12 protein-coding genes are annotated in these 13960 nt (G+C 70.6%); 5 read left to right on the top strand and 7 right to left on the bottom strand.

From position 1 onward, the window contains the following. Positions 1-75 precede the first annotated feature (75 nt). Together dxs and ITJ69_RS14415 are read left to right on the top strand one after the other, a co-directional pair. Positions 76-2007 carry a 1-deoxy-D-xylulose-5-phosphate synthase gene (dxs, locus tag ITJ69_RS14420; protein ID WP_194673102.1) on the top strand — a complete coding sequence of 644 codons (1932 nt, stop codon included), beginning with the start codon at positions 76-78 and terminating at the stop codon, positions 2005-2007. Positions 2008-2150: 143 nt separating this feature from the next. Then, entirely contained in the window at positions 2151-2810 is a 660-nt protein-coding gene (locus ITJ69_RS14415; RefSeq protein ID WP_228505734.1) for a hypothetical protein, read from the top strand. Between the two features lie 7 nt (positions 2811-2817). Here the strand turns inward: ITJ69_RS14415 and ITJ69_RS14410 are convergent, their stop codons facing one another. From ITJ69_RS14410 to ITJ69_RS14390, 5 genes are all read right to left on the bottom strand, one after another. Then, positions 2818-3180 carry a hypothetical protein gene (locus tag ITJ69_RS14410; RefSeq protein WP_194673100.1) on the bottom strand — a complete coding sequence of 121 codons (363 nt, stop codon included), beginning with the start codon at positions 3178-3180 and terminating at the stop codon, positions 2818-2820. 131 nt (positions 3181-3311) lie between these two features. Further along, entirely contained in the window at positions 3312-5456 is a 2145-nt protein-coding gene (locus ITJ69_RS14405; protein WP_194673099.1) for a 3-hydroxyacyl-CoA dehydrogenase NAD-binding domain-containing protein, read from the bottom strand. Next, positions 5453-6673 carry a thiolase family protein gene (locus tag ITJ69_RS14400; RefSeq protein WP_194673098.1) on the bottom strand — a complete coding sequence of 407 codons (1221 nt, stop codon included), beginning with the start codon at positions 6671-6673 and terminating at the stop codon, positions 5453-5455. Before ITJ69_RS14400 ends, ITJ69_RS14405 begins: the two co-directional genes overlap by 4 nt. 127 nt (positions 6674-6800) lie before the next feature. After that, entirely contained in the window at positions 6801-8057 is a 1257-nt protein-coding gene (locus tag ITJ69_RS14395) for an HRDC domain-containing protein (RefSeq protein ID WP_416354937.1), read from the bottom strand. After that, entirely contained in the window at positions 8054-8635 is a 582-nt protein-coding gene (locus tag ITJ69_RS14390; protein ID WP_123938166.1) for a DUF3000 domain-containing protein, read from the bottom strand. Before ITJ69_RS14390 ends, ITJ69_RS14395 begins: the two co-directional genes overlap by 4 nt. A 23-nt stretch (positions 8636-8658) precedes the next feature. Here ITJ69_RS14390 and ITJ69_RS14385 point away from each other — a divergent pair, with 23 nt between their 5' ends. After that, positions 8659-9882, top strand: a complete 1224-nt coding sequence (locus ITJ69_RS14385; protein ID WP_159573080.1) for an alpha/beta fold hydrolase — start codon at positions 8659-8661, stop codon at positions 9880-9882. A 70-nt stretch (positions 9883-9952) separates the two neighbouring features. On the opposite strand, the gene ITJ69_RS14380 is transcribed toward ITJ69_RS14385, so the two are convergent. Further along, entirely contained in the window at positions 9953-10411 is a 459-nt protein-coding gene (locus tag ITJ69_RS14380; protein ID WP_111086363.1) for a SufE family protein, read from the bottom strand. Continuing rightward, positions 10408-11313 carry a sulfurtransferase gene (locus tag ITJ69_RS14375; protein WP_194673097.1) on the bottom strand — a complete coding sequence of 302 codons (906 nt, stop codon included), beginning with the start codon at positions 11311-11313 and terminating at the stop codon, positions 10408-10410. Before ITJ69_RS14375 ends, ITJ69_RS14380 begins: the two co-directional genes overlap by 4 nt. Positions 11314-11449: 136 nt before the next feature. On the opposite strand from ITJ69_RS14375, the gene zapE reads away from it, so the two are divergent. Both zapE and ITJ69_RS14365 read left to right on the top strand, forming a co-directional pair. After that, a complete protein-coding gene (gene zapE / locus ITJ69_RS14370; protein WP_123292707.1) occupies positions 11450-12469 on the top strand; it encodes a cell division protein ZapE in 1020 nt (339 codons plus the stop codon). A gap of 205 nt (positions 12470-12674) precedes the next feature. Then, complete coding sequence (locus tag ITJ69_RS14365) at positions 12675-13949, top strand: ammonium transporter (RefSeq protein ID WP_111086361.1); 1275 nt, start codon at positions 12675-12677, stop codon at positions 13947-13949. Positions 13950-13960: the final 11 nt, after the last annotated feature.

Raw genomic sequence — 13960 nt, 5'->3', positions numbered from 1 at the left:
ACCGAGCCTGCGAGGTCGGTTGAATGGGAGTCCACGAGAATAGAGTGGGCCGACAGCCCCACGAAAGGAGCGCCCGTGAGCCTGCTCAGCAGCATCACGTCGCCGCGCGACCTGAAGCGTCTCTCCGACGTGCAGATGACCGAACTCGCCGCCGAGATCCGCCGGTTCCTGGTGGCCGAGGTCGCGAAGACCGGTGGGCACCTCGGGCCCAACCTCGGTGTGGTCGAGCTGACCCTCGCGATGCACCGGGTGTTCGACTCGCCGAACGACCCCTTCGTGTTCGACACCGGGCACCAGTCGTACGTGCACAAGCTCGTCACCGGGCGGCAGGACTTCTCGAAGCTCCGCGAGCGGGGCGGCATCGCCGGCTACCCGCAGCGCAGCGAGTCCGAGCACGACATCGTGGAGTCCTCGCACGCGTCGTCGTCGCTGTCGTGGGCCGACGGGATCTCCCGCGCGTTCGGGCAGACCGGACAGACCGACCGCACCGTCGTCGCGGTGGTCGGTGACGGCGCCCTCACCGGTGGGATGACGTGGGAGGCGCTCAACAACATCTCGGACGACAACGACCGTCGCCTGGTCATCGTCGTCAACGACAACGGCCGCTCGTACGCTCCGACGATCGGCGGCATGGCGCGGTTCCTCAGCTCCATGCGCACGCGGCGTGAGTACCGGGCGCTGTACGAGACCTCCCGGGCCGTGGCCGACCGCTTCGGCGCTCCCGGCCGGGCCGTGTACCGCGGGATGCGCGGGGGGCTGCACGGGTTCCTGTCGCGCTTCACGAACAACGAAGCGCTGTACTCGAACCTCGACATCAAGTACATCGGGCCGGTCAACGGCCACGACCAGCGTGCGATGGAGGCAGCGCTCCGGCAGGCGAAGGCCTACGGCGCCCCGACGATCGTGCACGCGATCACCGAGAAGGGCCACGGGTTCGAGCCGGCCCTGCGCGACCAGGCCGACCAGTTCCACGCCGTCGGGCACATCGACCCGGAGACGGGGGAGTCGCTCGACGCCGCGTCGGGTCCGTCGTGGACCTCGGTGTTCGCGTCGGCCCTGGCTTCTGTGGGCGATTCGGACCCCCGTGTCGTCGCGATCACGGCTGCGATGCTCCGGCCGACCGGACTGCACCTGTTCCAGGAGCAGCATCCCGACCGCGTGTACGACGTCGGCATCGCCGAGCAGCACGCCGTGACGACCGCCGCCGGCCTCGCGTACGGCGGCCTGCACCCGGTCGTGGCGCTCTACGCGACGTTCCTGAACCGGGCCTTCGACCAGGTGCTGATGGACGTCGCGCTGCACAAGGCCGGCGTGACGTTCGTGCTCGACCGCGCCGGCATCACCGGACCGGACGGACCATCGCACCACGGGATGTGGGACCTCGCGTTGCTGCAGGTCGTGCCCGGCATCCGGATCGCCGCACCGCGTGACGCAGCGACCCTGCGCGAGGAGTTCCGCGAGGCGATCGCCGTCGACGACGCCCCCACCGTCCTCCGGTGGTCGAAGGGCCAGGTCGGGCCGGACATCCCCGCCGTCCGTCGTCTCCCCGACGGTGTGGACGTCCTGCACGCCGCTGCGGACGGTGTCGAGGACGTGCTCTTCGTGGCCGTCGGCTCCATGGTGCCGACGGCGCTCGAGGCCGCGGCGCTGCTCGAGGCGCAGGGCATCGGCGTCACCGTCGTCGATCCACGCTGGGTGGTCCCGATCCCGGGCTCGCTCATCGAGCTGTCGCGGACGCACCGGCTCGTCATCACGATCGAGGACGGCGTGCGCGTCGGCGGCGTCGGGACCCGGCTCCGGCAGGACCTGCGGGCCGCCGGGGTCGACACGGGTGTGAACGAGCTGGGGCTGCCGGACGAGTTCATCGACCACGCGACCCGGTCGCAGATCCTCGCCGACGTCGGGCTGACGGCGCAGGCGATCGCCCGCGACGTGATCGACCAGGTCGTCGGGACGAAGTTGCCGCAGGCGAAGCCCGCGCGGTCGCGGGAGTCCGCCGACCGCTAGGCGGGTCGCGGAGGGTCACGCATGCCGACAGGGGCATGTCGTTCGGGGACGTCTGGCAGGATCGCCGCATGCGACGGGGGTTCAGGACGACGGCGGTGGCGATCGGTCTCGCGGTGGTGGCGCTGTCCTCAGGGTGCGCAGCGATGAACGACGGCACGGTCACGCCGGAGCTCGGCGCAGATGCCCGGGTCGGCGCCAGACAGACGATGCACCGTGTGGTCGACTGGGAGGGCACCGCCGCAGTCCACCGGGTTGATGCCACCTGGACCGACTCGTGCGGCCACGCGAGCAACTCCGGGTTCTTCCAGCCCGCTTCGGGCACGACGTGTCGGATCGACGCCGGAGCGGTGTACACGATCGACGGTGCAACCACACCGGTCGACGCGGTGCGCATCGCCGGACCGGCGCTGCGCACGGGCGGCCTGACCGACGAGGACCTCGTGGCACAGGCAATCCAGCCGGACGGATCGACACCGTACTTGGTCGACATCGGTGGGCGGCAGTCGATCGCACTCGGCAACGACATCGGGCAGGACCGGTTCGCGGTCGTGCGGGTCCGCGGTTGGGACGGGTCACTCGGACTGTGGCAGTCGGAGGGATCGTCCGTCGTGCAGTCCGCACCGGGTCTCGGCGTCGACCGACGCGATGACGCCGTCCGGGCGAGCGGGGCGGACTACGTGCTCGTCGTGACGCACAGCGCCGCGTACTTCACGTCGTACGACAACGAGCCGCCCGAGCCGCCGGCACCACGGCCGTCGGTCCCGCCGTGCTTCAGCGGCAGCAACGACTGCGTGGGCGGCTGACGGCGGCTCACGACGGGGGCGCTGCCGTGTCCTGTGCAGCTGCCGACCGCAGTGCAGCGAGGATCGCGCGCGCCATCGGCGTCACCCAGAGGACCTGGCCGGAGTCGAGGCCGTCGCGGCCCTCGCGGAGGATCCGGACGCGGGACGAGGACGGCGACTCGCGCAGGAAGGTCAGGACGATGTTCTCGGCCCGCAGCGCGAACAAGGTCCGGCGGGCGATGACGGCGCCGTCGTCGCGGATCTCCATGGCCGCGGCACCCGGAACGGCGTCGACTGCTCGCCGGAGCAGGGCCGGTACAGCGTCGAGCGGGACCGGCAGGACCACGGACGGCCCTGCGGCGGTCTTCGGTGCCCACCACTCCTGCGTCACTCCTGCACCGTACGCCAGGGCGGGCGTTCCTGAGGCCGGCGCTCCATCCCGGCACACAACCGAAGTCACCCCGAACCACGGCGATCTGCGGTTCGGGGTGACTTCGGTTGTGCGAGACGGACTCGCTCCGGCTAGCGGGAAGCCGGGCCGACGATCAGCGGGTCGTGGAAGCTCCCACCGAAGACGCGCTCGGACGCCCCACTGCGGTCGAGGTAGGGGCTGATCCCACCGGCCTGGAACGGGTAGCCCGCACCGAGGATCAGGCCGAGGTCGATCTCCTCGACGTGCTGAACGACCTCGTCCTCGAGCATGCGGTGCACCTCATCGGCCAGGGCGTCCTCGAAGCGCTGCTGCATCGCGGCAGCGTCGACGGGCTTCGCGTCCTTCTTCGACGGCGCGACGAGCTTGACGGCAGCGGGGTCGTACCCGGTCGCGTTGCCCTTCTTGTCGCGGGTCAGGATCTTCCCGTACTCGGCGATCTTCTTCAGCCCGTCACCGGGGTAGAAGCGCCCCGGCCAGGCGGCGTGGTGCGAGTCGAGCACGTGCGCTCCGACCGGCAGACCGACGAGTTCGAGCAGCTCGAACGGCGACATCGGCAGTCCGAGCGGCGCGGCACCGGCCGCCACGACGTCGAACGAGGTGCCCTGCTCGACGCCGCGCATCGCCTCACCGAGGACCCGTGCGAGCACCCGGTTGACGACGAAGCCCGGCTGGTCGGCTGTGATGATCGCCGTCTTCTTGAGGGTCTTCGCGACGGCGAGTGCCGTGACGAGCGTCTCGTCGGAGGTGTCGGCAGTGCGGACGACCTCGAGCAACGGCATCACGGCGACCGGGTTGAAGAAGTGGAACCCGACCAGGCGCGACGGGTCGGACAGCACCGAGCCCATCTCGGAGACGGACAACGACGAGGTGTTGGTGGCGAGGATGGCGTCCGGCGCGATGACCTGCTCGATCTTCCGGAAGACCTCTTGCTTGACGCTCATCTCCTCGAAGACGGCCTCGATCACCCAGTCGGCGTCGGCGAAGGCGTCGTACGACACCGACCCGCTGACGAGTGCGGTGATGCGGTTCGCATCGTCGGGGGAGATCCGCCCCTTCTCGAGCAGCTTGCCGACCTCGCCGCGGATCCGCTCCACACCGGCGTCGACGCGGGACTGGTCGACATCCGTGATCACGACGGGGACGCCGAGTCGTCGGGCGAACAGCAGCGCGAACTGCGAGGCCATGAGACCAGCGCCGAGGACGCCGACCTTCGTGATCTTCTTCGGCTCGACGCCCTCCGGTGCACCGACGGGCTTCTTCGCACGCTTCTGCACCAGGTCGAACGCGTACATCGACGCGGCGAACTGGTCACCGGAGAGCAGGTCGGCGAGGGCGTCGTCCTCGTCGGCGAACCGTTCGTCCAGGGAACCGCCGCGAGCGGCGGCCACGAGGTCGAGCGCGCGGAACGGCGACTTCGGCACCGTCCCGATCTTCGACGCGACCTGCCCACGGGCGACCTTGACGACCGTGCCCCAGGCAGCCTTCTCGAGCATGCCCGGTTCGCCCGGCCGCTTGACCGACACGCGACCGGCGATGACGCCGTCGGCCCACGCGACGGCTGACGGCAGGAACGTCACCGACGGGATCAGCGCGTCGCCGATGCCGATCTCGACCGCGGCCGCTCCGTCCATCAGGCGGTTGTTCTTGAGGGGGTTCTCCACGATGACCCGCAGCGCGCGCTCCGGACCGATCAGGCGGGGGAGCAGCGTCGCGCCGCCCCAGCCCGGGATGATGCCGAGGAAGACCTCGGGCAGGCCGATGCCCTGCGCCGCGGACGAGAACACTCGGTAGGTGCAGTGCAGTCCGATCTCGAGCCCGCCGCCGAGGGCGATGCCGTTGATGAACGCGAACGACGGCACGCCGAGGTCGGACAGCTTGCGGAGGGTGGCGTGGCCGAGGGCCGCGAGGTCGTGGGCAACGTCCCGCGACGGCACGGACGCTGCCTGCGACAGGTCGGCACCGGCAGCGAAGCAGTACTCCTTGCCGGTGATCGCGACGCCCTGGATCGTGCCGGCGGCCGCCTCGGTCTTCAAGGTGTCGAGCACCCCGGAGAGTTCGCGGAGCGTGCGCGGCCCGAGGGTGCTCGGACGCTTGTAGTCCTTGCCGTTGTCGAGCGTGATGAGCGCCAGGGTGCCACCGGAGGGCATCGTGACGTGCTTGACGAACGAGTGCGTGACGACCTCGTCCTCGCTGAGTTCGGACAGACGGTCGGTGTCGACGGTGGTCATGCTCATGCCCCCTTCCGAGCCGAACGTGCTGCGGACTTGCTGTAGCCGGGGTTCTCCCAGATGACGGTGCCGCCCTGGCCGAGTCCGATGCACATCGTGGTGATGCCGTACTGGACGTCCGGGCGCTCGGCGAACTGCGCGGCGAGCTGGTTCATCAGGCGGACACCGCTCGATGCCAGCGGGTGGCCGACGGCGATCGCGCCGCCCCACGCGTTGACGTTCGTGGAGTCCTGCGCGATGCCGTAGTTGTCGAGGAACGCGAGCACCTGCACCGCGAACGCCTCGTTGATCTCGAACAGGCCGATGTCGTCGATCGACAGGCCGGCCTTCGACAGCGCCTTGTCGGTCGCGGGGACCGGGCCGACGCCCATGACCTCGGGCTCGACGCCGGCGAAGGCGAACGAGACCATGCGCATCTTCGTGGGCAGGCCGTGCTCCTTGGCGCCCTCGGCCGAGGCGAGCAAGCTCATGGTCGCGCCGTCGTTGAGGCCGGCGGCGTTGCCGGCGGTGACCCGTCCGTGCGGGCGGAACGGCGTCTTCAGCGCGGCCAGCGCCTCGAGCGTCGTGCCCGGACGCGGCGGCTCGTCGGTGCTGATGACGTCCCACCCGTCGCCCTTGTTCACCTCGACCGGGATCACGTCGGGCTGCAGCTTGCCGGCGGCCCACGCTGCGGCGTACCGCTGCTGGGACTGGACGGCGTAGGCGTCCGTGCGGTCCTTCGTGATCGCCGGGAAGCGGTCGTGCAGGCGCTCGGCGGTGGACCCCATCACCAGCGCGTCGCTCGACACCATGCGTTCGGCGATGAACCGCGGGTTCGGGTCCGAGTTGAAGCCCATCGGGTGGCGTCCCATGTGCTCGACGCCACCGGCGATCGCGATGTCCGCGGCACCGAAGGCGATGGCACCCGCGAGCGTCGTGACGCTCGTCATGGCCCCGGCGCACATGCGGTCGATCGCGTACCCGGGGACCGACTTCGGCAGGCCGGCCAACATGCCGACGGTGCGGCCGAGGGTCAGCCCCTGGTCACCCTGCTGCGTGGTCGCCGCCACGGCGACGTCGTCCACCGCTGCGGTGTCGAGCGAGGCGTTCCGGTCGAGCAGTCCGCGCATCGCGTGCACCGCGAGGTCGTCGGACCGGGTCTTCCAGAACACCCCCTTCTCGCCGGCTCGTCCGAACGGTGTCCGAACTCCGTCCACGAACACGACGTCTGATGCCTTTGGCAATCCGGGCCTCCCAGATCCTCATCGATCGGGCCGGAACGCTGGTCGCTCCGGCCGGCCGGGCCTCGCCCGGCGACGCTCCCGACGCTATGCCCCCAGGCTGGGCGGCCGCATGCCGGTTGGGCGGTTCCTACGACTCGACGTCATCCGTCGGCGCGGGCTGCTGTGCAGCAGCGACAAAGGCCGACGCGATGATCGAGGAGAGTTCCTCCACCTGCCAGGGGCGGGCCTCGTGTGCGGCGAGGGCGGCCCCGACCAGCTCGGTCGACGGCGGCGACGGCGGTGCCCACGAGACCACACGCAGGGTCTCCGGCGTGAGCAGGTTCTCGAGCGGGATGTCGAGCTCCTCGGACCGCTTCGTCACCGCGGCCCGTGCGGCCTTGTACCGGCGGTCGGCCGCGGGGTTGCGGTCGGCCCAGGCGCGGGGCGGCGGGAGTGTCGCTTCACCGGATCCGCGGAGCTTCGGCAGGTCCTCGGTGGTCAGGCCCTCGTCGACCGCGGCCCACCAGCGATCGAGCTCGGAACGGCTGGCGCGACCCGTGAACGCCTTCAGGCCGCCGAGTTCGGCGCGCGACGACGGTGCGGCGGCTGCCGCTGCGACGATCGCGGCGTCGGGGATCGTGCGCCCCGGAGCGATGTCGGCCGCGCGGGCGTACTCGTCACGGGCGACCCAGAGCGACCGGGCGATCGCCAGTGCGCGGGCACCGCGGAGGGCGTGCATGCCGGACAGCCGGCGCCACGGCTCGGCACGGACGGGCTTGGGGGCGCGGTGCAGCACCGCGTCGAACTCCTCTTCCGCGATGCGGGACTTGCCGGCCTCGTCGAGCGTCGCGGCGAGGGCGTCACGCAGGTCGGGCAGGAGTTCGACGTCGAGCGACGCGTACACGAGCCACGACTGCGGCAACGGCCGGGTCGACCAGTCCGCTGCCGAGTGCGCCTTGGCGAGCGTGATCCCGAGCAGCTGCTCGACGACGGCGCCGAGACCGACGCGGGGGAACCCGGCGATGCGGGCTCCGAGTTCGGTGTCGAAGATGCGGGTCGGGACGAGACCCACCTCCTGCAGGCAGGGCAGGTCCTGCGAGGCGGCGTGGAACAGCCACTCCTCGTCGACGATGGCCGCCTGCAGTTCGGAGAAGTCGCCGATCGGGATCGGGTCGAACAGGAACGCGCCGGCACCGCGACGGAACACCTGGATCAGGTAGGCGCGCTGCGAGTAGCGGTAGCCGCTGGCGCGCTCGGCGTCGACGGCGACGGGCCCGTGACCGGCGGCGATCGCCGCGACGGCGTCGAGGTAGTCGTCGCGCGAGTCGATGACCTTGACGGCCTCGTGCGAGTCCTCGAACGCGGGGTCCGGTGCACCGGGGGTCGAACTGGCGGGGTCGGTCACTTGGCGAGCCTCCTCGGGGCCAGCAGGGTCACGCCGTCCGAGGCAGGAGGCAGACCGGCGAGCATGGCGACGATGTCCTGCCATGCCTGGACGTGTGCGGTGAGGTCGTCGCCGCGGGGCGTCCACGACGCGCGCAGTTCCAGCTGCGCGCCGTCGCCCTGTGCGGCGAGGTCGCCGTACCCGCGCGAGATGATCTTGGTGGCCGTGCCCGAAGCGTGGTCGTACTCGGCACCGTGCGTCTCGAGCGCGTCGACGAGCCAGCTCCACGTGACGTCGGCGACGAACTCGTCGACACCGATCTCGGGTTCGAGTGGTGCTTGCGCGAACGAGACCACCCGGAACGCGCCGCCCCAGCCCTCGGGTTCTTCGGGGTCGTACAGGGCGATGAACCGTCCGGTGCCGAGGTCCGACTCGACGCCGTGCGCGGTGCCGGACACGTCCGCCGCCAGGGCGATCGAGAACGGTGCGATCCGCGTGGGCGAGGGGATCTCGGTGACGGTGGTCTCGGAGCGGCTGCTGCCGGAGGACACGAACGCGCGGAGCCGCGCGAAGGCGTCGGGCTCTCGGGTTTCGGACACACATGCAGACTAGGCTCCGGGCCATGTCCCGATCCGCGCGACCCGCCGAGGACGCCGTCCAGGAGACCGCACGATCGGCCGGCTTCATCGCCCTCGGTGCCGGTCTGGCCGCCGCCGCGGTGGGGACGGCAGTCATCGGTGGCTTCGTCGCCGCCGTCGCCCGCGCCGTCGTCACCCCGGACCGCAAGCGCACCGAACGCGTCCCGATCCACGCCGTCGATCCGGTCCGGATGACGGTGACCATCGAGCGGACCGCCGACACCGAGCTGCAGGGTCGCTACTCGCTCTGGTTCGGCGCCGGCACCGGGCACATGCGCGTCGGAGAGGTCCTCGGCACCACCGACACCACGGTGACGCGCCGCATCATCGCGATCGACGCCGGCGACCCGACCGCTGCACGCCGCGGGCGCTGGGGCGGTTGGTTCTACCTGACCCCCGGCGAGCTCGACGTGCCCGTCGAGGACATCGACATCCCCACCCCGAACGGGCCCGCACCCGCCTGGGTCGTCCGTGCCGACGACCCGGACGCCCCGTGGGCCGTCCTGGTGCACGGCCGCGGGGTCACCCGCGCCGAGACCATCCGCGCCGTCCCCGTCTTCCGCGCCGCCGGCTACTCGGTCGTGCTCGCGTCGTGGCGGAACGACGGCGTCGCACCACCGAGCGTCGACGGCCGCTACGGCCTCGGCAGCACCGAGTGGGAGGACATCGACTCCGTCCTCCGTTGGCTCAGTGCCCAGAACGCGCAGAGCGTCGTGCTCATGGGCTGGTCGATGGGCGGTGCCGTCGTGCTCCAGACCCTGTTGCGCTCACGCTTCGCCGGCCTCGTCGACGGTGTGGTGCTCGAGTCACCCGTGGTCGACTGGCACGCGGTGCTCAAGTCGCAGAGCCAGCTCATGGGGTTGCCGCGGCCGGTCCGCAAGGTCGCCCAGCGCCTGCTCCGTACCCCGGTGCTGCACCGGCTCGCTGGCCTGCAGCAGCCGGTGGACCTGCGCGAGCTCGACATGGTCACCCGGTCCGCCGAGCTGACGGTGCCGATCCTCCTGCTGCACAGCGACGACGACGGGTTCGTCCCGTCCTCGGCCTCGCACGACCTGGCACGCGCACGGCCCGACCTGGTGCGGCTCGAGGTGCAGACCACGGCCCGGCACACCAAGCTCTGGAACCACGACGCCGACTGGTTCGACGCCCGCATCCTCGCGTGGCTCACCGAGGTGGTCCAGCGACGCGGGGCGGCCAGCGCGCGGTAGACGCAGGGACAGACAGACGGGAGGCCCGTGGCGGATCCGCCACGGGCCTCCCGTCTGCCCAGCGTCGCGTCTACGACACCGCAGCCTGCACCTGACGCTGCACGCGACCGAGCATGCCCACCATGCCGCGGATCCGCAGCGGGCTGACCGCCTCGGACAGCCCGATCGTCAGCGGGTAGTCCGCCGGCACGGCGAGCACCTGCGCTGCCGTCAGGCCGCTCAGGCCCTGCGCCAGGATGGAGGCGAAGCCGCGCGTGGTCGGCGCCTCGCGCGGAGCGGTGGCGTGCATGCGGACGACGTCGGGTGCGTCGCCGTCCTCGCCCACGGTCACCGTGATGAACACGGGGGACTGGCACTCCTCGACCCGTTCGAGTTCGTCCTCGTGCCCCTGCAGCCGTTCGGGCAGCGCGGGCAGCTCGTTCGAGAACTCGAGGAGGAGCTGCAGGCGGTCCTTCTGGCCCAGGGCGAGGAAGTCGTCGCGGATCTCGGCGAGGGTGGCGGGGAGGGTGGCCTCGGTGCTGTCGTTCATCGGTTCGGAACTGTACCCGGCTCCGCGCCCTGCACGATCGGGACGCGGACGGCGCTGCCCCACTCGGTCCACGAGCCGTCGTAGTTGCGGACGCTGTCGTAGCCGAGCAGGTGCTGCAGGACGAACCAGGTGTGGCTCGACCGCTCGCCGATGCGGCAGTACGCGATGACCTCGTCGGCGTCGCCGATGCCGGCGCCCTCGCGGTAGATGGCGTCGAGTTCCGCGCGCGGCTTGAAGGTGCCGTCCGGTGCGGCGGCGGTCGCCCACGGGATGTTCACCGCGGTGGGGACGTGGCCGCCGCGCAGCGCACCCTCTTCCGGGTAGTCGGGCGCGGTGGTGCGGGAACCGTCGTACTCGCCCGGGCTGCGCACGTCGATGAGGGGCTTGCCGAGGTGGGCGAGCACGTCGTCCTTGTAGGCACGGATCTCGGTGTCGATCCGGTCGACGACCGGGTACTCGGCCGGCGTGACGACGGTCTCCTCGGTGGTGAGGGCGCGGTCCTCGGCGATCCACTTCGCACGGCCGCCGTCGAGCAGGCGGACGTCCTCGTGACCGAACAGCGAGAAGACCCAGAGGGCGTAGGCGGCCCACCAGTTGTTCTTGTCGCCGTAGAGCACGACGGTGGTCTCGCGGCCGATGCCCTTGCTGCCGAGCAGTTCGGCGAACGCCTCGCCGTCGATGTAGTCGCGCTGCACCGGGTCGTTGAGGTCGGTGTGCCAGTCGATCTTGACCGAGCCGGGGATGTGTCCGGTCTCGTAGAGCAGGACGTCCTCGTCGGACTCGACGACGACCAGGTCGGGGGTGTGGGCGTCCAGTTGTTCCTGCAGCCACTCGGTGGAGACGAGACGCTCCGGGTGGGCGTAGGCGGTGAACTTCTCGGACGGGTCGACCGGTGCGGTCATGGTGGGCTACCTCCAGGTGGTCATCCGGCACCGGACTAGGATCGGTCGTCGGTGCCTGTGGGCAACGGTACGCGGACGTACCGTGCCCCAGCCGCAACGTGACACCGCACGACTTGCTTCCCGGAAGGGTTCCTGATTGTCCACGAACACCGCGCCAGCGCACCTCGTCGACCGTGACCCCCAGGTGACCCCGCAGCAGATGGCCGCGGCACTCGTGCCACCGCCCCAGTTCGCGGCCGCCTCGTTCGACTCGTACCGCCCGGACCCGGACTACGCCTCGCAGGCCGACGTGCGCGACGCCGTCGCCGCGTTCGTCGCGGCCGGTCCGACCGACGCGCCCCGTCGCGGGCTGTTCGGCCGCCGCAAGCAGTCGGTCGAGCCCGCTGCGAAGTCGGGCGTCTACCTGGACGGCGGGTTCGGTGTCGGCAAGACCCACCTGCTCGCCGCGGCGTACCACGCGGCCTCCGGGCGGAAGACGTTCGGCACGTTCATCGAGTACACGGCCCTGGTCGGCGCGCTCGGGTTCCAGGGCACGGTCGACCTGCTGCGCGGGACCGCGCTGGTGTGCATCGACGAGTTCGAGCTCGACGACCCGGGCGACACCATGGTCATGACCCGCCTGATCAAGGAGTTGAGCGAGACCGGCACCCGGTTCGCCGCCACCTCGAACACGCCTCCGGGCGCGCTCGGCGAGGGCCGGTTCGCGGCCCAGGACTTCCTGCGCGAGATCCAGGCGATGTCCGACCGGTTCGACACCATGCGGATCGACGGGCTCGACTACCGCCGCCGTGCGGTCGACGAGTCGGCGGGTGTGGTGTCCGACGTGGCCGCGGCACTGCCGGCCGGCACCGTCACGCTCGACGACTTCTCGGCCGTGGTCGCGCACCTCGGCTCGGTGCACCCGTCGAAGTACGTCGCGCTCGTCGAGGACCTCGACGCCGTCGGGCTCACCGACGTCCGGGCCTTCACGGACCAGACCGACGCGCTCCGGTGGGTCGCGCTCGTCGACCGGCTGTACGACGCTCAGGTCCGGATCGTGGCCTCGGGCACGCCGCTCGACCAGGTGTACCCCGACGCCATGCTCGACGGCGGCTACCGCAAGAAGTACCTGCGCGCAGCGAGCCGTGTCGTGGCCCTGAGCCGCGCCCAGGACTGACGCCCACCGCCCGGGGCATCCGCTGACCGGTCGGTGCACCCCCTGTCCAGGGGGCATCGGGCCGTGCGAAACACGACGTTTACAAACCGCGCCGTCGCGTTACATCCGCGAAACACATCGTGCCCCCTCGTGAAACGTCACCTCGCCAGACTCGGTGTCACCCGAGGCGGTCCAAGAGCCGCTCGTGCAATCGAGAGGTGAACAGATGCTTGATCAGGGCAACACGACGTTCGTGTTGGTCATGGCGGCGCTGGTGTTGTTCATGACACCCGGCCTGGCCTTCTTCTACGGCGGTTTGGTGAAGGCCAAGTCCGTCATCAGCATGATGATGATGTCGTTCGGTGCGATCGCACTCGTGAGCGTCCTGTGGGTGCTCTACGGCTACGCGATCGCCTTCGCCAACCACGGCGACGGCACGGCGGTCTCCGGTGTCGTCGGGTTCTTCAGCATCGACTGGAACCAGATCGGCCTCGGCCAGGCCTTCGAGGAGGCGCAGTCCTCGAACATCCAGGCGGCGTACCCGTCGATGGCGTTCGTCGGCTTCCAGGCCACCTTCGCGATCATCACGGTCGCGCTCATCTCCGGCGCCATCGCCGACCGCGCCAAGTTCGGCGCCTGGATGGTCTTCGCGGGCATCTGGGTCACGGTCGTCTACTTCCCGGTCGCCTCGTGGGTCTTCAACCTGACCTCGGGTTGGGCTGCCACGTGGGGGGTCATCGACTTCGCCGGTGGCACCGCGGTGCACATCAACGCCGGTGCAGCAGGTCTCGCCCTGGCGCTCGTCCTCGGCAAGCGCGTCGGCTTCGCCAAGGGTGCGCACAAGCCGCACAACCCGCCCTTCGTCCTGCTCGGCGCCGCCATCCTGTGGTTCGGCTGGTTCGGCTTCAACGCCGGCTCCGAGGGCGCCGCTGACGGCATCGCCGCGATCGCCTGGGTCAACACCCTCGCCGCACCGGCCGCTGCCATCCTCGGCTGGCTGCTCGTCGAGAAGCTCAAGGACGGCAAGGCCACGTCGGTCGGCGCCGCCTCGGGTGCCGTCACCGGTCTCGTCGCGATCACCCCGGCATGTGCCAACCTGACCCCGGGTTGGGGCATCCTGCTCGGGTTCGTCGCCGGCATCATCTGCTGCTTCGCCATCGACTGGAAGTACCGTCTCGGCTTCGATGACTCGCTCGACGTCGTCGGCGTCCACCTGGTCGGCGGCATCGTCGGCACGCTGTACCTCGGCTTCTTCGCCAACGACACCGGCCTGATCTACTCCGGTTCGTTCGAGCAGCTCGGCAAGCAGGCCACCGCGGCCCTGGCCGTCGGCATCTACTCCTTCGTCCTGGCGTTCGTCATCGGCTTCCTCATCGAGAAGACGATCGGCTTCCGCGTCAAGACCGAGGACGAGGTCGCCGGCATCGACACCGCGGTCCACGGCGAAGAGGGCTACGTCCTCTACGAGCAGACCGACGACTCGCCGGTCTCGGTCCGCTAGCCAGCAGACAC

It is taken from the genome of Curtobacterium sp. VKM Ac-2887 (assembly GCF_015350935.1).
Lineage (GTDB): Bacteria > Actinomycetota > Actinomycetes > Actinomycetales > Microbacteriaceae > Curtobacterium.
The sequence above is the reverse complement of the archived record's forward strand: the minus strand, read 5'-3'. Positions and strand labels throughout refer to the sequence as shown.